Below are 25,314 nucleotides of genomic sequence, written 5' to 3'. Positions count from 1 at the left end.
AAAGTTAACTACAATTTTAAAATGATTGTTCTGTTCTCTCAATTATTTCATCCTGTAATGCTTTTTCAAGATTATTGAAATGGTCACTATAACCAGCTACTCTAACTATTAAATCCTTGTATTCATCAGGATTTTTTTGTGCTTCCAAAAGAGTTTTTTTATCTATAACATTAAATTGGATATGGTGTCCTCCCAACTTAAAATATGACCTTATAAGTGCTGCCATATTATTTAATCCTATTTCTCCAACAATAGAAGAAGGCGTAAATTTTTGATTCAACAATGTTCCACCAGTTTTAGAATGATCCATTTTTGATGCAGATTTGATAACTGCAGTTGGACCATTAATATCAGCACCTTTTTCTGGTGAAATACCATCTGTTAATGGTTTGCCTGATAATCTACCATTTGGCAAAGCACCAGTCATTGAACCAAAATATATATGACAAGTAGTTGGAAGCATATCAATGTGATATGTTCCTCCACACATAGTAGGTTTACCTGTGATATGTTTATTGACTGAATTAAATGTCTGTACCATTATTTCATCAGCATATTCATCATCATTACCATATTTAGGTGTTCTATTAATCACAATATTTTTCACAAACTCTTGCGTTTCAAAATTGTTGTTAAGAGCATTTATTAACTCTTTCATGCTAAATATTTTATCATCATATATATTTTTCTTTATAGAAGCTAAACTATCAGTTATAGTTCCAATTCCCACTATTTGAATATATCTAGTATTATACTTAGAACCACCAGAATTATAGTCCTTACCACTTTCTTTGCATCCTGTTGTCAAAACAGACATAAAAGTTGAAGGCATATGTGTAGCAAATATTTTTTCAATAATGTTATTACCCTTCATCTTAACATCTATAAAATACTGCATTTGTTTTATAAAAGCATTCCATAAACCATTATAAGATTTAAAATCATTTGGATTACCCGTTTTTAAACCTATTTGTTTATTGGTATATTTATCAAAACCATTGTTTAATGTAATTTCCAAAACTTTAGGTAAATTAAAATATCCAGTTAATATGTATGCTTCTCTTCCATGCGCTCCTGTTTCAACACATCCGCTTGAGCCACCATATCTAGCATCTACTAAATCTTTGCCTGCATTCAATAACTCATTTATTAATTCCTCTGTATTGTAAAAAGCTGGTTGCCCCCAACCCTTACGAGATATTGCACATGCTCTTTTCAAAAATTCATTAGGAGATTTCTCGCTTATTTGAACATTTGAGCTTGGTTGTACAAGCTTCATTTCATCCATTACATCTAAAATCATATATGATACATCATTTACACCATTTTCTCCAGTTTCAGGGTTTATTCCACCTGTATTCAAATTTGAAAAATCAGTATATGTAGCACTTTCCTTCATTGTAATTCCAACTTTAGGAGGAGCTGGTTGATTGTTAAACTTAATCCATAAGCATTCTAACAGCTCAACACCTTGTTCTCTTGTAATTAATCGTTTTTCCACTTCGTTTTTATAGAATGGATATAAGTATTGATCAAATCTACCTGGAGAAAAAGCATCCCATGTGTTTAATTCGGTTGTTACACCAATATGTACAAACCAATACATTTGTATTGCCTGCGCAAATGTTTCAGGCTTGTGCGCTGGTACTACATCACAGTTACCTGCAATCCACAGTAACTCTTCTTTTCTTGTTGAATTTTTTTCTTCTTTAGCAAGCTGTCTTGCATACTCTGCATATCTTTTTCCATAAATCATGATTGCATCGCAAGAAATTGCCATTCCTTCTAATTGTGCTTTTTTACTATATGCATCTTTATCATGTAGAAAGTCTAGTTTATCTATTTCTTCTTCTATTTCTTTTTTTAAATCTATAAACCCTTTTTTATAAAATTTGTCATCTGCAACTGTGTGTCCAGGTGCCCTTTGCTCCATAAATTCTGTGAACATACCCGCACTGTAACAATCTTTCCATTCCTGTGACATGCTCTCAATTATTTTATCTCTAGTTGCTTTACCCTTCCAGTATGGTATAATACTTTCTTGATGTATCTTTTTATCTTCATTTGAAACTTTAAAATTTATGTATTTTCTTTCGTCAAGCACACGCAAATCGTCCATTGTGTGACAGCAAAGTTCGGGAAATGTTGGTGCTGCCTGCGGTCTTTCTGTTTTCTCTCCTACTATTAATTCACCTTCACCTATGTAAAGTTTTCTGTTTTCCATTAAATATTTGAAGTTCAAAGCTCTTAATACTGGTATTTCAACCTTACCAAAGTAATCTTCATAAACTTTAGTTTCTAATAAAGCTCTCTCCATACTAAGAGTATGTGGTGTTGATAAACTAATTTCTCTTAGATTTCTTGTTCTTTGTGTGCTACCTCTCATAAGTACTCCTTTCATTATCCACCTATTTTTACGTTCAATCCACTCTTTTGAAACATTTCTTTAAACTTGTCCATCGTATTGTCAGATGGTACCGACATATTGCATTCATCATAGTTAATGTTAAGCTGTCTGTATTTATGTCTTGAAATATCATGATAAGGCAATAGGTTAACTTCTTCAATATTTAAATCTTTTAAATATTTTATAGTAGTTGATATATGCTCAAAGTTCGCGTTTATATTATTTATTATTGGCATTCTAATAATAATATGTTTATGTATTTTAGATAATTTTTTTAAATTTTCTAGTATAACCTTGTTTGTAGTTCCTACAAAAATCTTATGCTTTTCATCATCCATAATCTTTAAATCATACAGAAAAACATCTGTATATTTATATATTCGTTCATAGCAATCAAATGTCATTGCTCCACTGGTATCTACTGCTGTATGAATATTATTTTCTTTCAATTTTTTCAATAACTCTTCAACAAAATCAATCTGCATAACAGGTTCACCACCTGATAGCGTGACCCCACCACCAGACTCTTCATAAAACACCTTATCCTTTAGTACTTCTTTTAAAACCTCTTCAACCGTATATTCTTTGCCAACAATTTCTCTTACATTGTATACACAATTAAATACACACTTACCACAATATTTACATAGTAAATTATCTGTTAAAATATTATTATTTTGTATACTAATTGCATTTGATGGACAATTGTCAATACATACCCTGCAAAGTGTACATTTCGCATTATCATGCATTATTTCCTTAGCAATATTTATTCCCTCAGGATTATGACACCATTTACAATTAAGTGGACATCCTTTAAAAAATATGGTTGTTCTAATACCCTGACCATCATGTAATGAAAATTTTTGAATGTTAAATATCAATGCTTTATTCATATTTACTCCACACACGTTTTTACATACATTATATCATAAACTTATTATTCTTCAATCAGTTTACTCGTAAAATACATAGAGATAAATAGAATAACAACCAAGAAACTTGCTATTATTAGACTATTTACGCTGAATTTACGCAAATATAAGTAAAATTTGCTTAATCCAAAACTAATGAAAACAAAACCTGATATAATCTTTACAAATGTATTCGAAATATTAAGTTTTAGTTTCTTTACGATAAATATTCCTATACAAGCTACAAATATCATCGCACTGACAGTTCCTGTCAAAATAATTATTGGATATTCACTTTCTATGGCAAGTGTCATTGCAGTTAATTGAGTTTTATCACCCAACTCCCCAATAAAAAAAGCAAGTGATATTGTAAATATAACACCTATATTTATAATCTTTTTTTTACCACTTACACTTTTCCCTTTTCTCAATGTAATAAACCCAAAACATAAAAATAAAGCACCCGATATTAGCTGTAAATACTTAACTGGAAAAATAGTTGCTATGTATATTCCTATTAGGACTGCAAGACAATGATTTGTAAAAACACCTATAAAAATACCCAAGATTACCTGTTTTGCTTTATACCTAGTAGCAAAAGCCATTGCAAGTATTTGTGATTTATCACCAAATTCAGCTATAAATACTAGAATAAATGCTTTAATAAAATCTTGTATCATTACTTCTCCTTAATTTTAATAATATTTTAATATTTTCTTACTTTCTTATTTCACTTTCATGTATTATAATATAGTGTGCTTATAAATATACACATAAAAAAAGTATATGTACAACTGTACAATAGTTTTGAATTTTCGAAAAAACATTGTACATAATAATATAATATGCTTGTTACATATACTTTATAATTAAATTAATATTATGAGCGCTCATTTTTATAGGTATAAGAATAATTTTAAATCCGAAATTTATATTACATTATTCTTACCTGTAGAAATATAATACCCAATATTATAGAAATTATTAATTCGATTTATGGAGGTATATATTTTGGATAAAAATATAAATATATTAATAACAACAGCTCCTTTTGGCAATGGACACAAAATGGTCGCAACAGCATTGAAAAATGCTTTTATGAATAAAGGGTACCAAAATGTCTTTATTATAGATTTATTTACAGAAGCACATCCTTTTATAACTAAAAAAATTAAAAAAGCCTACTTAAAAAGTTACAACTATGGTTATGCTTATTCGTTTATGTTTTATGGAGTAGAAAAACTTGTTGGGAAAAAAATAATGGATGTTTATAAATCTTTTGGTTATAAACAATTAAAGGAAATCGTAAATAATATAAAGCCAAATTTAATAATTAATACTTTCCCAATTTTAGCTACAGATAAAATTAAAAGCAACTTAAATATTGATATACCCATATTTACAATAGTTACAGATTTTTATGTTCATAAACTATGGATAAGTGAAGAAATTGATAAATTTTACATTGCAACTGAGGAAGTAAAAAAAGAGCTTGAAAAAATGAATATTCCTATTGAAAAAGCTGTTGTAACAGGAATACCAATTAGAGAATCATTTGAAGAGTATGAAAATACTACCTTAATATATGATAAATATGGTTTTGATCATACAAAAAAAATTGTACTTATAAGTGCTGGTGCTTTTGGTGTCTTGAAAGACATATCGAAAATTTGCACACAATTATGTTCAAATAAAAATATAGAAATTGCTGTTGTTTGTGGTAATAACAAAGAATTGAAGGATGAATTAGATATACTGGAATACGATAATTTAAAAGTATTTGGTTTTACTGAACAAATACACGAATTATATAAAATATCAACATGTATGATTACAAAATCTGGTGGTATAACACTTAGTGAAGCATTGGCAGTTCAATTACCTCTAATATTATTTAAGCCTGTACCAGGTCAAGAAAAAGAAAACGCATTATACTTTGAAAGCAAGGGTACTGCTTTTATAGCTAACAATACAGAAGAATTGCTTGAACATACAAGATATATTGTAGAAAATCAAAGTGTTGCATTAGCAATGCAAAATAACATGAAAAAAATTTACAATAAAGCATCATCTGAGACAATTGTTGAAGACGTGATGTGCAGTGTAAATGCAAATGCAACTAATAAATAAAATTCTCTATTACTGAGAATTTTATTTAAAACTTTTATGAAGTTATAATTTTTACCAATACTTTTTCAAATTTTGCATCCTGAATTTTAGTTCTTTTTGATGGACCTTTTGTCCTTCCACCAGTCTTTCTTATTCTTTGTCCTATATATCTTGATTGAAGTAATGTATCTATATTACTTGAATCTATTTCAAATCCTGCAGTATGGGCAATGCCTTTTGCCTTAGGTAATACAATACTAGCCAAACCATAATCTTGAGTTACTAATATGTCGTTTTTTAGAAATAATTGAACTATTCTAAAATCTACAGCATCTCTGCCCTTTTCAACAATTATTACCTCGTATTCACTTTCTATTGCATGCTCCATATCTACAACTATTTTTAAATTCAAATCATATTTTTTTGCATTTTTTTCACATATTTTTTTTACACTTTGGGGACATGCATCACCATCAATTATTATTCTCATATTATTTACCCACTTATTTTAATATAATACATATATTATATATTATGAGTATATAAGTCAATAGTGATTATAAAAACAAAATATAGGATATACTCCATTTTATATCAAAAATCTATATCCTTCAGTATATAAGTATTTTCATTGTTTTCAGCAACCATATTTTCTGCAACTTCTGTATTTTTTATTATTTCTATATCTTTATATATACTTTTTTTATAATAAACCTCTACTTTAATAGTATTGGAATCTATTACAATTATTATAAATGGCATTTTGTATCCCACAGTTTTCCCAATTTTCATAATCTTATACATAAAGGCGAAATCCACTAAGGGAATGTTATATGTTTTGCTATTTACCATGTTTTTATATACATGAACTAAAGTAAAAATATTATTGTTTTCTGAAAAATCTTTTAGATTTAATTTTATAACTTCTTGATTTATTTTAATATCTTGATTATTTAAAAAAGAGACATAATTATTCAGACAAGTAGTTTCTAACAGTTTTATTATGTTGTTTTGCAACAAATTTGCTCTAATAAGAAATATATTATTTTTACTATTGGAGTTTATAAAAAAAGTTTTCAATTTTTCAATTAAATTATAATTGTCACATATTTTATAAAACATAATTTACACCTCCTTTTTTCTAACCCGTATAATTATAAAATAACTTAAAATTACTAAAAAAGCCATGACGTTTTTGGAAAAATTATTTTAAAAAAAATTTTCCAAAAACGTCATGTTCATATAACTAAAAATGTGTTATTGTTTATGTACAATAAAGAACGCAAAAAAAAAAAGAAAGAAGGATATGTAATGAAAAAATTCAAAGTATTATTAATTACTTTCACACTATTGATGTTGTCATTCGTTTGTGCGGAAGCTTGTAATTTACCTCCTCAAGAAGTTGATCAGAGCATAGCATCTATTGGCAGTCCTGTTATCAGCCCAGACTGTAATTTACCTCCTCAAGAAGTTGATCAATAAAAGTACTCCTCTTTTAAAAATAAACAATTTTCAAGTCCAAATTTTTTAATTGTTAAGGCAGTACTATTTTGTCCAGTTGCTGTTGCAATATAATAAGCTTGCAACAGCAATTTGCGACAGTCTTCCTGCAAGGTTAAATCCTGCATTTTCATCATACACCATGCTTTGTTATAGAGAAGTTTGCTTAATAATTGCATTTTACTACTCTCTGCAGCTATTACAATACCAATATCACAAATTTCTATACATTCTTCGAATCTATTGTCCAACCCTAGCCATTTTGATAAGTTATATAAAACCATAGGATATGTTCTTACCTTTTCTTCTGAATTTATATATTTTTTATCCATAAACTTTTTTAATTCATATAAAGTTTTAATGCTTTTTTTTGTTTTTCCAATTAATCCATATGCATTTCCTATATTATTTAAAATAGTTATTTCATCAAAAGTTAATAAACGTTCATAGATTTTGGTTTTACCATATGACGGCATAGTTAATCTAATTGCATCTTCCAACACTTTGAGTGAATATTTATCATATACACCTTTTGCTTTCAATATTACTTCTATATACATGATAAACTGTTTTGATATATTATCATTATTATCATTTTCATTATTCAATTTTTTAAGCTTTATAAGCAATTCACTGGCTAATTCATAATTACAAGCAATTATTGCCGATCTTATTTTAAATTTTGTTTCATGTATTTCAAAATCCTGCGTACCAATATAAGCATCATACATTTCACCACTTTGTCCCATACGTTGCATCAATGCATCAAAGTGTGATTTACTTGGAACACGAACTCCATTTTCTATTCTAGAAAGCGTAGGAACAGAACATATTCCAGTACATAAATCTTCTTGACTTATCCCTAATTCAACTCTATGTTTCCTTAATACTTCACCAATTGAAAAAACAGACATATCCTACCTCCAGTAATATATTTATTGAAATTATATCACGTTTAACCATTTTGTGTCAATTTTATCGGTTTCATGATTTTACTTTTTTAGAAATATTTTATAACAATTTATAATAAAACCTCAAATTTACATTTGAGGCCTTTATATTTACTTATTGAATTACTGTACCGCTTTTTCCTTCTAGTGCATCAACTGCTTTATACAATGAAGTAATGATTGCTTTTCTTCCTGGTTTTGATTCAGCAAATTTTAAAGCTGCTTGGATTTTTGGTAACATACTTCCAGGCGCAAAATGTCCTTCTTCAATATATTTTTTTGATTCTTCTATAGAAAGTGATGATAAATTTTGCTGATTTGGCTTATTAAAGTTTATAGCTACTTGTTCAACTTCAGTTAATATTAACAATACATCAGCATTCATATCTTCAGCTAATCTTTCAGATGCTAAGTCTTTATCTATAACTGCTGCAACACCTTCTAGCGAACCGTCTGCTCTTTCAACTACTGGTATTCCACCACCACCACAAGTTACAACGATTGTAGAATCCCATAGTTTTTTAACTGTATCAAGTTCAACTATTTTAATAGGCATTGGTGATGGAACTACTCTTCTCCAACCTCTTCCAGCATCTTCTTTAACTGTATATCCTTTTTCACCTTGCAATATTTTTGCTTCTTGTTCTGAATAAAATGGTCCTATTGGTTTTGTAGGATTTTTGAAAGCCCTATCATTTTCATCTACTACTACTTGAGTAACAACTGAAACAACTGGTACTTCTCTACCTTGCTGTCTCAATGTTTGCTTTAAAGCTTGTTGTATATGATATCCTATATATCCTTGGCTCATTGCACCACATACATCAAAAGGCATTGAAGGTGTTACATCTTTTGCTGTTTCAGACGACAACAAAATTCTTCCCACTTGAGGTCCATTTCCGTGAACAATTGCAATTTCATATCCTTTTAAGCTAATCTCAGCTAATTTTTCGCTAGTTCTTTTAACAACAATTAATTGAGATTCTGCTGTTGATGGTAAACTTTTATCTTCTAACGCATTTCCGCCTAGAGCCACTACTACTTTTTGTGCCATATTATATTTTCTCCTTTAAAAAAGGAATAGCTTTTACAAGCTATTCCCAAGTTTTTTGTTTTTTTATTTTACTTGTTATATAGTTGCAACCATTACTGCTTTTATAGTATGCATTCTATTTTCTGCTTCATCAAATACTACTGAATATCTGCTTCTAAATACTTCGTCAGTTACTTCTCTTATGTCTATTCCTTTTTCATGCCATTCTTTTGCCATTTTAGTTTCAAAATTGTAGAATGATGGTAAGCAGTGTAAAAATTTAATATCTGGGTTACCAGTAGCTTTTAATAAATCCATAGTTACTTTATAAGGAGTTAATAATTTTACTCTTTCTGGTATTTGTGCTTCTTCTCCCATTGATGCCCAAACGTCTGTGTAAATAACATCAGCGCCTTTAACAGCTTCAATATCATGTGCTACTTCTATGATAGCACCTGTTTCTTTTGCTACTTCATTAGCTCTTCTTAATACTTCTTTATCAACTTCCAATTCTTTCGGTCCAAATGCTACAAAGTGCATTCCCATTTTTGCACATCCATACATCCAAGCATATGACATGTTGTTTCTTATATCGCCTGCAAATACAACTTTAACTTTATTTAAAGGTTTTGCTACGTGTTCTTCTATTGTTAACATATCAGCAAGAATTTGAGTTGGGTGATCAACATCAGTTAAACCGTTGAATACTGGTACTCCTGAATATTTAGATAAATCTTCAACAACTTTTTGACTGTATCCTCTATACTCAATACCATCATAAAATCTTCCTAATACTTTTGCTGTATCTTCTATTGATTCTTTTTTACCAACTTGTGAGCTTCCTGAATCTAAGAAAGTAACATTTGCTCCTTCTTCCATAGCTCCAACCTCAAAAGCACATCTTGTTCTAGTTGAAGTTTTTTCAAATAATAAAACAATATTTTTACCTTCAAGCACGTTACCTTTAATACCTGCTCTTTTTTTAGCTTTTAAATCATGTGCTAAATCTAACATGTATCTAATTTCTAATGGAGAAAAATCCATCAATGTTAAAAAACTTCTTCCTTTTAAATTAACTGCCATTATAAATATCCTCCTAAAATTTTAATAATATTGTTATTTTTTTAATGGTTCTCTTACTAGTGGCATACTCATACATCTTGGACCTCCACGTCCTCTTGATAATTCGGCGCTTGGCATAACATGTACTTTTATTCCACTTTCTTCTAATACTTTATTTGAAACATAATTTCTTGCATATACTACCACATTTCCAGGTGATATTGCAAGAGTATTTGAACCATCATTCCATTGTTCTCTAGCTGCATCTATAACATTTCCACCACCACAAGTTATAAGTGACACCTTGTCCAAATTCAAATGTCTTTTTAGTATTTCATCTACTGAACCATGCTCTTCTTCTATTGATAATTCGCCATTATCTTTCTTTGTTATAGCAAATAAGTTCATATTTTTTTTGATATTTGGATGTATAGTAAATTTATCATAATCAACCATTGTAAATACTGTGTCTAAATGCATAAAAGCTCTATGTTTTGGTATATCTATTGCTAATATTTTATTAAAGCTGTCATTTCCTAATAAATTCTTTGCATATTTTTCTATTGCACTTGGTTGAGTTCTTTGAGAAATACCTATTGCTACAGTATCTTCATTTAAAATAAGAACATCTCCACCTTCAACTGAAAAATCTTCAGTTCTATCATACCATAGAGGTGTTTTATTGTACTCTTTATGATATTTGAAAACATATTTTCCAAACAATGTCTCTCTTCCACGAGTCACTGTATGCATCTTATGTAAAGAAACGCCACGACCTACAGTAGAGAAATTATCTCTTGTAAAATATAAGTTTGGCATTGGATCAATTAGAAATGGATAATCGTCATCTAAAAAATCTACTAAATTTCTTTTTTCATAACCTTTTATTTCACTTTTTCTAACTCCAGCTATCATTTTCATAACCATATCCTTATTTTCATATGATTTGAAAAAATCTGTCAATACTTCTGTTTTTCTAGTTTCTTTTATGCCCGCTTCAATGATATATTCACTTATAAAATTATTTTTTACATCATTATCTGTGATTGCTTCAGTTACTAAATCTTCCAAATAGACTACTTCCGAGCCATTCTTCCTAAGAATATCAGCAAAAGCATCATGCTCTTCCTGTGCAACCTTCAAGTATGGTATGTCATCAAACAATAATCTTTCTAGATAATCTGGCATTAAATTTTCCAGTTCGTAACCAGGCCTATGTAGTAAAACCTTTTTTAATTTTCCAATTTCAGAATAAATCTGAATAGCATCATTATTCATAATTACCACCATATCCTTTTATAATTTATTTAAGTTTAACATTTCATTAATGCTAAGTCAATAGTAATTAATATTTATACTTATGTATTATAATTATGCATTAATAAATATACAGAATGTTTTCATTAATTATCTACTTTATGAAAACATTTTCCTGCGCTTTTACACCTCAAATTCGTTTGTTTTACAATTATTATCACAACGAAAATATCTTTTAAATTCACTTTCTCTCTAAAATATTTTGTATGCAAATGTTTTGAATATTTATAAAGTTATTACCTCATTGTAATAATTGATTTTTTTGAATAAATCACTTATTAATTATCTGTTAAGCCATACAACTCGTACACCATTTTTAGAATTTTTTCATAATTTGGCTTAACAAACGATAGATTTTGAATTGATGTAACTTCACCTGGCAATAATTCACACTTTAAATCATCTGTTGAAAACTGTACCAAGTCACCCGTTAAATCTATTAACTCTGTAAAAGAAAAATTAGTATCTATATGCTTATACATCTCCTCTAAAATTGAACCTAACTTATAGCTAATAGTTTTCTTAATAGCATTTTTGATAAACTCTTGTTGTAATTTTATTCTCCCAATGTCTCCTATAGACCTGCTACCATCATCATTTTTTCTGAATCTTAAGAACTCTAATGCTTTTTGTCCATTTAATAACTGTTTACCCGGTTGAAATTCTATTGATAAAGGAGATGTGTCATATTCATCATGGTAACTCATTTCAAATGGTATATTTACTTCTACTCCGCCCAAAATATCCACACATTTTTTTACAGCGTCATAATCTACTGTAACATATCTATGTATTGGTATTGACATAATTTCTTCTACTGCATCAATTAATCCATCTATACTTTCTGACTGGTATATTGCATTAATTTTTTGCGAACCTATATCTTTGTATCCATCTCTTTTATAATATGTATCTCTAGGAACTGCTATAATATTAGCTTTCTCAGTCTTCCTATCAAAGCTTACAACCATTATTGCATCTGTTCGATTATGTTCAAAACCTACTACTAAAACATTTAACCTTTTACTATTTTTTATAGCTTCTTTAAACGGCGTCAACTTTTCTTCGTCTATTTTAGCATTACTATCTGTCGTCAAATTAATTGGATTTTTAGTGTTTGAAATTACATCGTCAATGGGATTAGAGATTTTAATATATCCATAAATAATGCCGCCAAGAGTTAACAATGCAATAAAAAATGTAATAAAAAAAACTTTAAAAAAATGCCCTATCATATGTTTTTTCACCTTTCTTTTTCTTTGATTAGATAAATAAAAACGGTTATATAACTATAACCGTACTTTCATTAATTGTCATCTTCATTATTTAAATTTTCCACTTCAGGTTCATCATCAATCAAACCATACAATTTATACGTTAGATTTAATGCTTCTTCATAGTTAGGTATATAATAAGAAACATTCCCTATATACTTTCCTACACCTGGCAATAAATTAGTATTTAATCCATCCATTGTAAATCCAATAGCATCTCCACCTAATGCAATTAATTCAGAAATTGAGAAATTAGTTTTTACATAAGGATAAACTTCTCGTATAAATGTTGGCAATTTAAAACTTATTAATTTTTTTACTGTTTGTTTTACAAATTCTTGTTGAGCTTTTATTCTTCCTATATCACCTTGTTTATAACCATGCCTATATCTAAGAAACTTTAAAGAGTTCTCTCCGTCTAACAATTGCAAACCTGCCGGTATATTAATATATAATGGAGGTGTATCATAAGGATCGCTATAAACCATCTTGAATGGTACATTTACTTCAACTCCCCCTAAGGAATCTACACCTTTTACTACGGCTTGATAATCAACTGTAACATATTTGTGTATTGGAATTCCCAATAAATTTTCAACTGCATCAATTAAACCATCAATATTTTCACTTTGATAAACTGCATTTATCTTTTTACTTGCTGGATTTGTATATCCTTCTCTTTCATAAAATGTATCTCTAGGTACAGAAATAATATCTGCCTTCTTATTTTCTCTATCATAACTAGCTACCATTATAGTGTCTGTCCTTACATGCTCTAAGCCAACTATCAAGACATTTATCCTTTTACTCTTAAGTATTGCTTTTTCTAGAGGTGTAAGATTTGGATCGTTGTCAATCTCTTTATCACTAATATTCGAATTTTGTCCATTATCTATTATATTATCCAAAGGATTGAAAAATTTAAAATATGAAAATAAACCTATTCCTAATACTACACACGATATAAGAAATGTTGTTAAAAAAACTTTTAAAAAACGCATTATTCATTATATCCACCTTTCATTTTTAAAACACGTTAGATTATATCATTAACGAGTAGCATTTTCAAACATTTTATTAATTATTTTGACCATTTCCATTATTTACTTCAATATCACTATTGCTATCTGTATCATTAATTATTTGAATAAAACCGGTATTATCTTCTTCTTGAACTCCATACAATGTATAAAGATAATTATTTATACCATCTTCATTTGGAACTACATATGATAAACCATCCATTGTTTTAGTATAATAATCTATAATATTTGTTTGTAAACTATCCGTTTTAAATCCGCCTAGTCCCGTAGCTAATGTTAAAATTTCTGTCAATGTAAAATCTGTGTCTATGTATTTAAATGATTCGTTTATTACTGCTGGCAATTTAAAACTTAACGTTTTTCGAATCGCTGTTTTTATAAACTCCTGCTGAGTTTTTATTCTTCCAATATCTCCATTAGGATAACCTGTGCCATCTGTATTCTGTCTGAATCTTAAAAATTTTAAAGCATTTTCACCATCTAGAACCTGTAGTCCTTGAGAAATATTAATTTCTAATGGTGGTGTATCCATTGGATCAGTATATACCATATTAAACGGAACATCAACTTCTATCCCTTCAAGTATATCTACTACCTTTATAACCGCATTATAATCTACAGAAACATATTTTTGTATTGGCAATTTTGTTATACTTTCTACTGCACTTTTCAACCCAACTATTCCTTCATCTTGATATATAGCATTTATTTTTTTCTGTTGCCTATTATCATACCCTTCTCTCACATAATAAGTATCTCTAGGAACAGAAAGTACATTAGCTTTTTTTAATTTCTTATCATAGCTAACAACCATTATAGTATCTGTACGCACATTTTCTTTTCCCACTACTAAAATATTCATTATAGAGCTTTTCTTCATAGCTTTTTCCAAAGCAGATAAATTGTTATTATCCTCTTCTGTAAAATTATCTACTACTTGCTTAAATGTTGGAAATACAATTATATCTCTATTAACAATTAAAAATCCAACTATAAAGATTACAGCTATACATACGTATAATACCATAGTCGAAAAATAAACCTTAAAAAATCGTCTCATATTATCACCTTTGTAATTAAGTTACAATTATATTATAACATTTTTCTTTTATTTTTAGAATAGTTTTTTAATATTTTTACTATATATATTATCCAAATATTTAATATAAAAACGTAATCATTTCCTTTTTTTAAGAAAACATATTGCTATTTTAGAAACTTAGGATTATAATATACTTATATTTTTATATTTGGAGGATTTTTAATGAAAACAGGTACAGTTAAATGGTTTGATTCTAAAAAAGGTTTTGGTTTTATCTCTTGTGATGATGGAAATGACGTATTCGTACATTTTTCAGCTATCACTTCTGACGGATTCAAAACATTAGAAGAAGGACAAAAAGTAAACTTTGATATCATTGATGGTCAAAAAGGACCTCAAGCTAGCAATGTAACTCTTGCTTAGTTTTGAATAATTTTTTACCAATTTAATATATAATAATCTATATTAATTAAGGTATTTCAAAGAACAATAAAAGGAGGTATATTTTATACACTCCTTTTTGTTTTGCCTTATTTATTTACCGCTTTTTCGATTCCTATAAGTCTTCTTATTTTTTCCAAAATCATTATAACCATCTTTTGATTTATCGTATCTATCATTTGTTTTTTTATAACCATCTTTTGGCTTATCATATCTGTTGTTTGACTTCTTATAATTGTTGTTTGATTTATTATATCTTCCTGATGATTTTTTAAAATCATTATTACTTTTAGTATTTTTTTCATTAGCAAGTTCAATACCATTTCTAGTTATAACTATAAGTTTTCTTTTCATCAAATTACCAATAGCTTTTTTAAATGAACTTTTACTCATATTAAATGTATTTCTAATTTCTTCCGGATTGCTATTGTCATTAAATGCCAATGAACCCTTGTTTTTAATTAACTTGCTATATATTTTTTCTCCATCTTTGTCAATTTGAAGTCTTGGTGCATCTCTTAAACTCAAGCCAAGTTTACCATCTTCTTTTACTTGGTTGACTCTAACTTCAACTTCTTCGCCAGCATGCAATGGTTTTAACAATTCTTTTTCGTGTATCATACCTAAGTATTTGCCATCAACGGCTATCATTGCTCCCAGACCTCTTCTTAGACTAAAAACAGTTCCAGTTACTTTATCATTTACTTTGTATGGTGAATCTGTTTTTAAAACATTGTATAAATTCATAGTTGCACATAATCTGTTGGATTTATCTATGTAAATGCCAACCATATATTCTCCATTTGTTCTTAACTCGCTAATTTGTTCCTTATATGGCAAGAACAAATCTTTTTCCAATCCCCAGTTTAAAAATGCTCCTATTTTAGATATTTCAACTACTTTCAAATATCCAATTTCTCCTATAACAAGTTTAGGCCTTCTTGTAGTTGCAATAATTCTATCATTTGAATCTCTGTAAACAAATACTTCTATTTTATCGCCTTGCTTTGTACCTTCTGGGACTTGCTTTATAGGCAATAACACATCATCTTCTTTTCTATCATCCGCATTTTCTCTTAAGTACACTCCAAAGTCTACTTCTTTTGCAACCACAAGTGTTTGCATCTCTCCAAGTTTAATCATTATTTTCCTCGCTTTTAAATGTTTATCTTATTTATATTAACCTAATAATCTTATTAATCTACAACCTCAACTATCATCAAGGCACAATCGTCTTTTAGGCTTCCTACACTAAATTTTTTAACAGAATAATATATATCTATTAGAATATTTTTACTATCCTTAATTATATCTATTATTCTATCTTCTCCAAATTCTTCTGAGTTATTATTTTTTGCTTCAATTATACCATCAGTATAGAATAGTAATTTGTCATTAATTTGTAATTTTATAGTTGATACATCATACTCAACATCTTCAAATAAATTGCAAATAGGATAACCCTTTGATTCTAAAAAAGTAATGCCTCTATTTGAATATAATATTGGTTTTGTATTATGTCCAGCATTGATATAGCTGAATTCTCTTTTATTTTTATCATATATCCCAAAAAATATAGAAAAGTACTTATCAGAATCTAAGTTTAGAGAAAGGAACATTTTATGAAGTTCTTTCATCATTTTAACAATATCATGTTGATTTCTAATTAATGTTCTAACCGACTGTCTAACAAACATAGTCAGTAGTGAGGCAGAAACACCATGTCCAACAACATCACAAATATACAATCCAGTTTTTTCATCGTTGATTTTAAATGCATCAAACATATCTCCACTTAACATATCTGAGGGTTCGTATAGATGGTCTATCTTAAGTCCATTATATATTTCCTTTGGTGGCAACATTCTCTTTTGCATATTCTTTGCAAAATTAATATCATTTGTCATAACTTTGTTTTTATAATTTAACTCCTCTGTTAATCGCTTAGCATATGTTATATCCCTAAACACTTCAACAGCAGCTAAAACTTCACCATTATCACCAGTAAATGGTGATGATGTAACATTATAAGTTTTATCACTTAACTTTATTTCTTTTTCATTGGCCTCCCCAGTTCTAATGGTATAGTTAGAAATACACTCACCACACTTAGCCTTCCTATCTAAAAGATTATAGCACTTTTCTCCCCTAAGATCTCGATTAAAATCACTGCACATCTTTTTGTTAGCATACAATACGTCTCCGCTCTTATCTACTATTCGCACCCAGTCCATCATTTCATCAAGCATGTATATATGATTATTAATTATATCATCTAAATACTGTTTCATGCTACACCTCCATAGTTAATCTTAAAGCTTAAAATGTCCTTTTTTTAAAACATACTTTTCAATTAATCCTCCAATTTTATATGAATTATGTCTTACATAGTCCTTTTTTATATCAACAAAATCACTTGAAATAACCTTTATATTTTTATCCTCTAGTTTCTTTATTTGGTTACCGTCTATTAAAACTTGTGCAGAACCCTGTTGATTATACTTTTTCATAATACTCTCACATAGCACTTGGTCATTTGCAATTACAAAATCTATGATATTTATTCCTGTATGTTTTTGTATAGCCTTAACATGGTCAACAACATTAAAAGAATCCGTCTCTCCTGGCTGAGTCATCAAATTGCAAATATAAAAAGTTTTACACTTAGAGTTATATATTTTTTGAGAAATGTTATTTATCATTAAGTTTGGTATAACACTTGTGTAAAGACTACCAGGTCCAAGTATTACAATATCTGCTTTTTCTATATCACTAATCGTTTCTTCCAACGGTTCGCAATGGCTTGGAACTAGATAAATTCTATCTATTTGGCTTTGCAAGTTTTTTGAATATATAGGTATTTCCTTTTCTCCAAAAATGACAACCCCATTTTCAAGTTGACCCTTTAAATGAGTATCTGTCAATGTCATAGGTAAAACTTTACCTGAAAGTCTAAATATACTTCCTATTTCTTTTAAAGCATGCTCGTAGTCGCCAAATATCTCGTACATAGCTGCAATCAATAGATTCCCAAAGCTTTGCCCCTGTAAATACCCATCTTTAAATCTATGTTGTAATAATTTTAGCATAGACGGTTCTACATCTGCAAGAGCAGTAATACAGTTTCTCATATCACCAGGAGGCAGCATTCCTAAATCTTCCCTTAATATACCTGAACCTCCGCCATTATCAGCAACTGTAACTACTGCAGTTATATCCTTGGTATATTTTTTTAAACCTCTCAAAAGTACAGATAACCCTGTTCCACCGCCAAACACCATTATTTTCATATATACCTCATTTAAACGTTATTTTTCTCATCCCTATGTGTTAATGATATTCTGTAATTTTCGTTTCCAAAGTGTTTAGCAATTCTATTGGCTATTGTTATAGATCTATGTCTTCCTCCAGTACAACCAATAGCAATAACAATATTTGATTTACCTTCTCTAATATAATTAGGCAATAAAAATTCTAGCATGTCTATTAGCTTTTCTAAAAAATTTTTACTTATTTCATACTTCATTACATAATCTTGTACTTCTTTATCATTACCAGTAAGTTGTTTTAATTCTTCTATATAGTATGGGTTAGGTAAAAACCTTACATCAAATACTAAATCAGAATCATAAGGTATGCCATACTTATATCCAAACGACATTACTGTAATAGTCATATTATGTGTAGTTTTTCCCTTAACAAATATACCTTGTATTTCTTCCTTTAATTTAGCTAGTTTCAAACCTGTTGTGTCAATTATATAATTAGATTTCTGCTTTACCTCTTTAAGAAAATTTCTTTCCTCTTTGATACCATCAATAATTCTTCTAGTAGGACTCAACGGATGCGGTCTTCTTAGTTCTTTATATCTTTTAACAAGCTCTTCATCAGAAGCTTCTAAATATAATATACTGTACTTTATACCATTTTGACTTAATACATTCAAACTAGTAAATAAATCATTGAAGAAGACTCCTCCCCTTATGTCAACAACTACTGCAACTTTATCAACTTTTTTTGTTGATGCCTTGCATAATTCGAAAAAATTAGGCAGAAGCATCGGGGGCAAGTTATCCATACAATAAAAATTTATATCCTCTAATACATTTATAGCCTGACTTTTTCCAGCACCAGACATTCCTGTTATTATAACAAACTCCATATTTTCACCCCACAAATTAAATTTCTAAATTGATTACTTCCTTCAAGTTAATATTAGATTCAACTGCTCTATCAATACCTGATTTATAGTCTCCAATAGTATCTATACTGTGAGAATCACTATTTATAATATACTTTATATCATAAAGTTTACAAACTTTTAATTCTTCAGTACTTAAATGCTTATGACTTGAGTTTATTTCTAATATTATACTATTTTTTTCGGCACTTTTGGCTATTTTTTCAATATCTACTATTAACTTTTCACCAGGATGTGTTAAAATATTTATTTTCTTGCTTTCCATCGCCTTTACGATTGCTTGTGTATTACTTTTTCTTTGCTTTTCCACAAACCATCCAAATTTTTTTGCTAATTTATTTAGAACCATAAAGCTCCAAAAGTCCTTAAATGTTTTATATCCAACAAAAGTATGGTATCCACAAAGCACAATATCACAATTATCTATGATATCTTGGGTAACATCTATATCACCATTTAAGCTCAGTATATTTGCTTCCACACCTAACAATATTTTAATATTTGGATATTTCATTTGCAACTCATTGATTTCTTTTCTTAGGCTAAGCAAATGTCTCTTTCTAATTCCGTAAGTAATATGTGAAAGTCCATGATTTGTTATAGCTATTTCTTTTAAACCTACTTCTATAGCTTTATTAACAATTTCCTCAACTGTATTTTTAGCATGTCTCACATGAGAAAATTTAGAGTGGACATGATAATCTTTAGTAACTCTCATATTAAAACTCCCCTATTATCCTAACTTCTGGTTCTAATTTTATAGACGAATCCTCGTATACCTTTTCAACAATAATATCCATTAGCTCCAATATCTCTACACAACTTGCATTATTATAATTTATAACGAAACCGCTGTGTTTATCAGATACCATTGCTCCACCATGAGAAAATCCTTTCATTCCTGCCTTTTCTATAAGTCTAGCTGCAAAATCTCCTTCAGGTCTTTTAAACGTACTACCAGCGCTTGGATAATTTAATGGCTGGCTCTTAGTTCTTTTTTCATTAAGCAACTTGATTCTATTCAAAATTTCTGTTTTATTTCCTTTTTCTAAAGTAAATTCAACTTCCAGCACTATCATATTATCTGTCAAAGCAACACTATTTCTGTAACCAAATTTCATTTCCTCTTTGCTTAATCTTTTTATATCTCCATATGTATCCATGCAAACTACACTTGTTACAACATCTTTTATTTCACCATTATAGGCTCCTGCATTCATCGCTACTCCGCCACCTATAAATCCTGGTATCCCACATGCAAATTCCAATCCTTTTAAACCAACTGCAGCGGTATTCTTAGCAACCATTGACAACAAAGCACCAGATTGAACTTTAACAACATTATCCTCTATAGAAAAATCACAAAAACTACCACCTATTTTTATTATACTACCTCTAAACCCTTTGTCAGAAACGAGTAAATTAGTACCATTCCCAATTATATAATAATTTACATCGTATTTTTTAACCAGTTTTAAAACCTTACTTAAATCCTCATAACTTTTAGGTTCTATGAAAAAATCAGCATTACCTCCGACTTTAAAGAAAATATGCTTCTTTAATTCTTCATTTTTTATTATTTTACTATCTATGATTAATGATAACTCTTTATAAAAGTCTTCATAATTTTCATATAAACCCATAAAAAAACCCTTCCTTAACTTTATTTCTTATTATAATCATATTAAAATTAAAACATTTCATTCTTATTATAATAATAACATTTTTTTAGTAAATATAAAAGAAATAATTGCCTAATAAGCAAATAAAGATTTCTGTTTTTGCAAATAATTTAACAGTATTAAACATTTGTTTAATTTTTAGTTAAATATGCTATAATAGTATTATTATAAAGTAAAATTTGGAGAAAGAAATGTACAAACAAATATTAAATTTACTTATACAACCTATCTTAGGTGGTGCTGCAGGCTACATAACAAATGAATATGCTATAAATATGCTTTTTAAATCATATACACCCTTGCACATAGGCGGTGTTATACCTAAAACTAGAGATGAATTTATAGCAAATATAACAAAATTAGTAGAAGAAGATATAGTCAACAAAGATAAAATACAATCAATCATTGGAGACAGTTCTTTTATTGATAATTTTAATACACTGGTCGAAGATTTTTTTAATAAAGGTATATTTGACGTTACAGATAATATACAAGTTTGTAACATACCTGGTTTTGATGAATTTAATAAATCATTGCAAAGTTTAATCAAAACTGAAATACCGCCTTTAGTTGATAAAACAATTTCGTATATATCTTTAAACACAAAAATTGAAGATATAATTACTGCTAAACAAATTTCAACCATTACTTCAAATCTATATGACAATTTGCTTTTTATTATGAAAAATTCTTTATTGGTTGATAATTTGTTCGCAAATTACAATGATAATTCTAAAGAAACTTCAATTTGCGACTTAATTGGTACTACATCAAGCAATGTAATATCAAACAATATAGAAAGCATTATATTTGATAAAACAAATTTGTCAAATACTATTAATAATAAAATTGATAGCTTTATTAACAATGTATTAGTAAAAACAAACTCCTATAAATCTATTAATGAACTAATAAACAGAATATTAATTAAGAACAAAGATAATATAAATTTACAAATTAATAATTTGATAAATAATTTTTTAACATCAGACAAATCCAATGAATTATTGTATAATTTAGCCAATTGTATAATTAATTATGGTAAAAATTTAAATATATGCTTATACGAATTAATCGATGTTGAAACATTAAACAACATTAAAAGTTATATTAAAAATAACTCTTCTGAGATAATAACATTTATATTAGAATTTGTTGATAAAAATGACAAGGATTTACTAAATATAATAAACGAATCTATAAGCGAGACAATAAACGAGCAAGATACAAGTAAAAAAGCAATGCTTAGTATGGCAAAAGGTACAATTCAAAATAAAATAAACCAATTTAACTTAAAGGAATTTTTATCGAACATCTTAAGTGATGACGCTAAATTAGACTCCTTGCTTGATACTTTGATAAGTAAAATAGCAGAGCGTTTAAAGAGCACCTCTGTTTCACAATTAATAAATGCATTAATTGAACACGATGTATTGAATGAGAGTAAATTCAGCGAATTCATAACCAAATATATAAAAAGTATTATATTAAATTTATCTAATACAGCTTCATTCAGCTTTAAGTCATTAATCAACAATGAAACTGTAAACAGTATAATCACTAAAAAAATTTCTACACTTATAAGAGAAAAAATACTATTATCAAACAAAATGCTAAGCAATTGTAAGGATAAATTCAGCAATATAATTTCTGAAACTTTAAATAAAAGTCTAGAAGAATTAATTGCTAATTTTTATACGTCGAATGTTAATATAAATGATAAACTTATTGAAATTTTGACAAACAAAAAAGAATTCATCTTGAATACACTTAACTCAAACATTGCAAATTATATTTGCAATAAAAACATAAGCCAAGTTATTGATGTTAATAATATTGAATTTATAAACACTGAAATATCTAATTCTACAAAAAATGCTTTAAATAGTTATATTAAAAATTCTTCAAATTTAACTATGCATGAATTATTTACAAAGCTAAACTCATTCAATAAATTGCATGACAATGTTGCCTTAGAATTAAGAAATCAAATAACATTAAATCTTAGTCCTATTCTTCAAAAATTTATACGAAGTTTGTCTGAAACAAATTTAAACAAACTAAGTGATGAAGAATTATGTGAAATGGCAAAAAGCTTTATAGGAAACAATCTAAAACCAATAATGTATTTTGGTGGAATGCTTGGTATTGTAGCTGGTATTATAATAGCCATTGTTAATCCCAATGCAACTATTGTTGAACCTTTATCATTAGTTAACGCTTTAACATATTCTTTAGTTGGATTTTCAACAAATGCAATTGCAATAAACATGTTGTTCAAGCCTTATAATGAAATTAAATTTCTAAAAAAAGTACCGTTCTTTAGACATTTTTCATTAGGCTATATTGCTAAAAACAAAGCTATATTAGCTGATAGCATGTCATATGGTATAAACAAATATCTATTATCAAAAGACAGTATAAACGAGTTATTTGACATATATGAAACCTCTATCAAAGATAATATAAAAGCTAATGTTTCAGAAAACAATTATGAAAAAATAAACAACATTATTTCAAATAATAGTGATAATATAGTTAATTATCTTAGCAAAAAAAGTTATGACTATTTAATTTCAAACTCTAGCAACATGACAAATATATTTGTTAATCGTGTTAATAAAATTAGTGTTTCAGAAGCATTATATAGAAATAAAACAGCTGTAACTAAAGCTGTTATAAATTATAAAACCAAATTTAAAAACTATATAGATAACAAAGCATCAGAATATATATACAAAAATGATAAAATATCTACTGTAATAAACACAAAAGCTTTAAATTATGTAGAAAATTTGTTCTCAGATTATTTAAACAGTAATTATGATAAAATACTTGATGTCATAGATTATGAAAAAATACACAACTTATTTTGTCAGAAAAATGTTGAATACAAAAACATGTTAGATAAAAATTTAACTGATATATTAACAAATTTTGATGCTGAGTCTATTAGTTTATTGCTAAAAGACAAAGCAAAAAATTTATCATCAGACAACGAAATTAAAGATAAAACAAGAAAAATATTAATAAATAAAATTAATACAGCATTGCAAAGTGACAATAATATTGGTAGCTTATTTGAAGGTAACGCGTCTAAAATAGCTAACTCATATCTTCTAGATATATGCACCAACATTGAAAAAAGCTCTGCCAAATTGTTTGTTAAAGCAAAGACACCAATATCGATAGCAATACAGAATATGATTACAAAAAATTTAAATTTTTTAACAAAAGGTGTTTATGCAATGGTTGGTGGTCCTAGCATAATAGATACCACAGTAGAAAAAGCTATTGTAAAAAAATTACCAATATATTTGCAAACAAAAACCGATTATTTATATAAATCTTTATCAAATATATTGAATCAAAAAATTCTGAAATCAAAAGTTGTTGATTTAGGCATAACTGTAAATAGTGACTTGAATTTTAATTCATCTGACGATTTCAGTCAAAAAAGTAATATTAACATAGAAGAATTCATCAGCAGCTCAGTTGATTTTGTCAAAGAAAAAGCTAATGACTTTACAATCAAAGATTTACTAAAACCATTTGGTTTAGATAGCATAGACAGCATTTTCAACAATTATGGTACTGATATAAGCAAAGAAATAAATATTATAAAACAAAATTGCAAGTTATCTAGAAACGACCTACTTATATCTACAAAACAGATAATTAATAGCATTTTTGAAAATACTATACAATCAAATGATATAAGGAAAGTTTTTGAAGGTATATCTGAAAAAGAAATTAATTATTTCAGTAACAACATATCCAATTTTATATTTAATGATAAATGTATAAACAATAGTTTAAGCTATTTGTTTGAAACAATAGATACAGATGATTACTCATTAAATTTTGAGAGTGTTGCTGATATAAGTGATTTATCAATTAGTTTGAGAACTATATTAAGTAAATTAATTAGCAAAAATGATACTAAAACGTTGATTAAAGATTGCATACAAAGTTTATTTGATGAGGTAGAAAAAGATAAATTTAATATCTTAGATACAAAATCAAGAGATTATTTACTTGAAATTGTAACTGACGCAAGCATTTTATCTCTTAAAAGCAATCTAGATACAATTTTAAAAGATATTGAATTTGACAAAATAGTAAAAGAGCAAATAAATGATATGAGCCCTAAAAAGATTCATAAAATGTTTAACTCCTTTGCAGGAAAATATTTTAGAACACTTATGTTCTATGGTTTATTTGGCGCCACTTTCGGCATAAATACATTGTCAGGCCTTATTTTATCTGGAGTATATGGTGTAAAAAATTTAGCTAATTCAAAAGCGAAAAAACATAAAAGTAATTAATTAATAAAAAT

The 25,314-nt window shown here is 28.0% G+C and carries 21 protein-coding genes and 1 pseudogene; 4 read left to right on the top strand and 18 right to left on the bottom strand.

Going from position 1 to position 25,314, the window contains the following annotated elements; all coding sequences use genetic code 11:
* Window positions 1-16 precede the first annotated feature (16 nt).
* The 3 genes from hypD to JYG23_RS11685 are packed head-to-tail and all read right to left on the bottom strand — an operon-like array spanning window position 17 to window position 4,001.
* Entirely contained in the window at window positions 17-2,401 is a 2,385-nt protein-coding gene (hypD, locus tag JYG23_RS11695; protein WP_207235849.1) for a trans-4-hydroxy-L-proline dehydratase, read from the bottom strand.
* Window positions 2,401-3,303, bottom strand: a complete 903-nt coding sequence (locus JYG23_RS11690; RefSeq protein ID WP_207235848.1) for a trans-4-hydroxy-L-proline dehydratase activase — start codon at window positions 3,301-3,303, stop codon at window positions 2,401-2,403. The genes hypD and JYG23_RS11690 overlap by 1 nt, the downstream gene beginning before the upstream one ends.
* A gap of 44 nt (window positions 3,304-3,347) precedes the next feature.
* Window positions 3,348-4,001 (bottom strand): TMEM165/GDT1 family protein, encoded by a 654-nt coding sequence (locus tag JYG23_RS11685; RefSeq protein WP_207235847.1) that lies wholly within the window; start codon window positions 3,999-4,001, stop codon window positions 3,348-3,350.
* Window positions 4,002-4,332: 331 nt separating this feature from the next.
* Here JYG23_RS11685 and JYG23_RS11680 point away from each other — a divergent pair, with 331 nt between their 5' ends.
* The gene (locus tag JYG23_RS11680; protein WP_207235846.1) at window positions 4,333-5,451 is read left to right on the top strand and encodes a glycosyltransferase; all 1,119 of its coding nucleotides are present in this window, start codon (window positions 4,333-4,335) and stop codon (window positions 5,449-5,451) included.
* Between the two features lie 34 nt (window positions 5,452-5,485).
* On the opposite strand, the gene JYG23_RS11675 is transcribed toward JYG23_RS11680, so the two are convergent.
* Window positions 5,486-5,920, bottom strand: a complete 435-nt coding sequence (locus tag JYG23_RS11675) for a DUF188 domain-containing protein (RefSeq protein ID WP_207235845.1) — start codon at window positions 5,918-5,920, stop codon at window positions 5,486-5,488.
* Between the two features lie 104 nt (window positions 5,921-6,024).
* Entirely contained in the window at window positions 6,025-6,552 is a 528-nt protein-coding gene (locus tag JYG23_RS11670; protein WP_207235844.1) for a hypothetical protein, read from the bottom strand.
* A 144-nt stretch (window positions 6,553-6,696) separates the two neighbouring features.
* Here JYG23_RS11670 and JYG23_RS11665 point away from each other — a divergent pair, with 144 nt between their 5' ends.
* Complete coding sequence (locus JYG23_RS11665) at window positions 6,697-6,912, top strand: hypothetical protein (RefSeq protein WP_207235843.1); 216 nt, start codon at window positions 6,697-6,699, stop codon at window positions 6,910-6,912.
* Here JYG23_RS11665 and JYG23_RS11660 read toward each other — a convergent pair.
* From JYG23_RS11660 to JYG23_RS11630, 7 genes are all read right to left on the bottom strand, one after another.
* Window positions 6,906-7,844, bottom strand: a complete 939-nt coding sequence (locus tag JYG23_RS11660) for a helix-turn-helix domain-containing protein (protein ID WP_207235842.1) — start codon at window positions 7,842-7,844, stop codon at window positions 6,906-6,908. The two genes, JYG23_RS11665 and JYG23_RS11660, sit on opposite strands and share 7 nt — an antisense overlap.
* 151 nt (window positions 7,845-7,995) lie before the next feature.
* The gene (gene arcC / locus JYG23_RS11655; RefSeq protein WP_207235841.1) at window positions 7,996-8,934 is read right to left on the bottom strand and encodes a carbamate kinase; all 939 of its coding nucleotides are present in this window, start codon (window positions 8,932-8,934) and stop codon (window positions 7,996-7,998) included.
* A gap of 75 nt (window positions 8,935-9,009) precedes the next feature.
* Window positions 9,010-9,996 carry an ornithine carbamoyltransferase gene (argF, locus tag JYG23_RS11650; protein ID WP_207235840.1) on the bottom strand — a complete coding sequence of 329 codons (987 nt, stop codon included), beginning with the start codon at window positions 9,994-9,996 and terminating at the stop codon, window positions 9,010-9,012.
* Window positions 9,997-10,029: 33 nt separating this feature from the next.
* Entirely contained in the window at window positions 10,030-11,253 is a 1,224-nt protein-coding gene (arcA, locus tag JYG23_RS11645; protein WP_207235839.1) for an arginine deiminase, read from the bottom strand.
* Between the two features lie 317 nt (window positions 11,254-11,570).
* Window positions 11,571-12,527, bottom strand: a complete 957-nt coding sequence (locus tag JYG23_RS11640; protein ID WP_207235838.1) for an LCP family protein — start codon at window positions 12,525-12,527, stop codon at window positions 11,571-11,573.
* Window positions 12,528-12,598: 71 nt separating this feature from the next.
* Window positions 12,599-13,567 carry an LCP family protein gene (locus JYG23_RS11635; RefSeq protein ID WP_207235837.1) on the bottom strand — a complete coding sequence of 323 codons (969 nt, stop codon included), beginning with the start codon at window positions 13,565-13,567 and terminating at the stop codon, window positions 12,599-12,601.
* Window positions 13,568-13,643: 76 nt separating this feature from the next.
* Window positions 13,644-14,669, bottom strand: coding sequence for an LCP family protein (locus JYG23_RS11630; RefSeq protein WP_207235836.1), 1,026 nt, complete (start codon window positions 14,667-14,669; stop codon window positions 13,644-13,646).
* A 204-nt stretch (window positions 14,670-14,873) separates the two neighbouring features.
* Here JYG23_RS11630 and JYG23_RS11625 point away from each other — a divergent pair, with 204 nt between their 5' ends.
* Window positions 14,874-15,074: a cold-shock protein gene (locus JYG23_RS11625; protein ID WP_207235835.1), complete on the top strand. Its 201-nt coding sequence runs from the start codon at window positions 14,874-14,876 to the stop codon at window positions 15,072-15,074.
* Between the two features lie 327 nt (window positions 15,075-15,401).
* Here the strand turns inward: JYG23_RS11625 and JYG23_RS11620 are convergent.
* The 6 genes and pseudogenes from JYG23_RS11620 to murB all read right to left on the bottom strand — a co-directional run.
* Window positions 15,402-16,235: pseudogene (locus JYG23_RS11620) on the bottom strand (S1 RNA-binding domain-containing protein); the annotation flags it as partial.
* Window positions 16,236-16,288: 53 nt separating this feature from the next.
* Entirely contained in the window at window positions 16,289-17,383 is a 1,095-nt protein-coding gene (locus JYG23_RS11615; RefSeq protein WP_207235833.1) for a SpoIIE family protein phosphatase, read from the bottom strand.
* Between the two features lie 21 nt (window positions 17,384-17,404).
* Window positions 17,405-18,382 carry a uridine diphosphate-N-acetylglucosamine-binding protein YvcK gene (gene yvcK / locus JYG23_RS11610; RefSeq protein ID WP_207235832.1) on the bottom strand — a complete coding sequence of 326 codons (978 nt, stop codon included), beginning with the start codon at window positions 18,380-18,382 and terminating at the stop codon, window positions 17,405-17,407.
* Between the two features lie 11 nt (window positions 18,383-18,393).
* On the bottom strand, window positions 18,394-19,254 hold the full coding sequence (gene rapZ, locus JYG23_RS11605; RefSeq protein WP_207235831.1) for an RNase adapter RapZ: 861 nt from the start codon (window positions 19,252-19,254) through the stop codon (window positions 18,394-18,396).
* Window positions 19,255-19,270: 16 nt separating this feature from the next.
* Window positions 19,271-20,011 carry a PHP domain-containing protein gene (locus JYG23_RS11600; RefSeq protein ID WP_207235830.1) on the bottom strand — a complete coding sequence of 247 codons (741 nt, stop codon included), beginning with the start codon at window positions 20,009-20,011 and terminating at the stop codon, window positions 19,271-19,273.
* A 1-nt stretch (window position 20,012) separates the two neighbouring features.
* Window positions 20,013-20,936 (bottom strand): UDP-N-acetylmuramate dehydrogenase, encoded by a 924-nt coding sequence (gene murB, locus JYG23_RS11595; protein ID WP_207235829.1) that lies wholly within the window; start codon window positions 20,934-20,936, stop codon window positions 20,013-20,015.
* 230 nt (window positions 20,937-21,166) lie between these two features.
* Between murB and JYG23_RS11590 the strand changes: the two genes are divergently transcribed.
* The gene (locus tag JYG23_RS11590) at window positions 21,167-25,303 is read left to right on the top strand and encodes a DUF445 family protein (protein WP_207235828.1); all 4,137 of its coding nucleotides are present in this window, start codon (window positions 21,167-21,169) and stop codon (window positions 25,301-25,303) included.
* Window positions 25,304-25,314 lie beyond the last annotated feature (11 nt).

The organism is Sedimentibacter sp. zth1 (genome assembly GCF_017352195.1).
In the GTDB taxonomy this organism is placed as follows: domain Bacteria; phylum Bacillota; class Clostridia; order Tissierellales; family Sedimentibacteraceae; genus UBA1535.
Note: the sequence above shows the minus strand (reverse complement) of the source record. Positions and strands in the feature narration are given on the sequence as shown.

Bases quoted from the DNA above. Each gene is read 5' to 3' on its own strand.
- hypD (WP_207235849.1), bottom strand. From the start codon at position 2,401: ATGAAAGGAGTACTTATGAGAGGTAGCACACAAAGAACAAGAAATCTA.
- JYG23_RS11690 (WP_207235848.1), bottom strand. From the start codon at position 3,303: ATGAATAAAGCATTGATATTTAACATTCAAAAATTTTCATTACATGAT.
- JYG23_RS11685 (WP_207235847.1), bottom strand. From the start codon at position 4,001: ATGATACAAGATTTTATTAAAGCATTTATTCTAGTATTTATAGCTGAA.
- JYG23_RS11675 (WP_207235845.1), bottom strand. From the start codon at position 5,920: ATGAGAATAATAATTGATGGTGATGCATGTCCCCAAAGTGTAAAAAAA.
- JYG23_RS11670 (WP_207235844.1), bottom strand. From the start codon at position 6,552: ATGTTTTATAAAATATGTGACAATTATAATTTAATTGAAAAATTGAAA.
- JYG23_RS11665 (WP_207235843.1), top strand. From the start codon at position 6,697: ATGTACAATAAAGAACGCAAAAAAAAAAAGAAAGAAGGATATGTAATG.
- JYG23_RS11660 (WP_207235842.1), bottom strand. From the start codon at position 7,844: ATGTCTGTTTTTTCAATTGGTGAAGTATTAAGGAAACATAGAGTTGAA.
- arcC (WP_207235841.1), bottom strand. From the start codon at position 8,934: ATGGCACAAAAAGTAGTAGTGGCTCTAGGCGGAAATGCGTTAGAAGAT.
- argF (WP_207235840.1), bottom strand. From the start codon at position 9,996: ATGGCAGTTAATTTAAAAGGAAGAAGTTTTTTAACATTGATGGATTTT.
- arcA (WP_207235839.1), bottom strand. From the start codon at position 11,253: ATGAATAATGATGCTATTCAGATTTATTCTGAAATTGGAAAATTAAAA.
- JYG23_RS11640 (WP_207235838.1), bottom strand. From the start codon at position 12,527: ATGATAGGGCATTTTTTTAAAGTTTTTTTTATTACATTTTTTATTGCA.
- JYG23_RS11635 (WP_207235837.1), bottom strand. From the start codon at position 13,567: ATGCGTTTTTTAAAAGTTTTTTTAACAACATTTCTTATATCGTGTGTA.
- JYG23_RS11630 (WP_207235836.1), bottom strand. From the start codon at position 14,669: ATGAGACGATTTTTTAAGGTTTATTTTTCGACTATGGTATTATACGTA.
- JYG23_RS11625 (WP_207235835.1), top strand. From the start codon at position 14,874: ATGAAAACAGGTACAGTTAAATGGTTTGATTCTAAAAAAGGTTTTGGT.
- JYG23_RS11615 (WP_207235833.1), bottom strand. From the start codon at position 17,383: ATGAAACAGTATTTAGATGATATAATTAATAATCATATATACATGCTT.
- yvcK (WP_207235832.1), bottom strand. From the start codon at position 18,382: ATGAAAATAATGGTGTTTGGCGGTGGAACAGGGTTATCTGTACTTTTG.
- rapZ (WP_207235831.1), bottom strand. From the start codon at position 19,254: ATGGAGTTTGTTATAATAACAGGAATGTCTGGTGCTGGAAAAAGTCAG.
- JYG23_RS11600 (WP_207235830.1), bottom strand. From the start codon at position 20,011: ATGAGAGTTACTAAAGATTATCATGTCCACTCTAAATTTTCTCATGTG.
- murB (WP_207235829.1), bottom strand. From the start codon at position 20,936: ATGGGTTTATATGAAAATTATGAAGACTTTTATAAAGAGTTATCATTA.
- JYG23_RS11590 (WP_207235828.1), top strand. From the start codon at position 21,167: ATGTACAAACAAATATTAAATTTACTTATACAACCTATCTTAGGTGGT.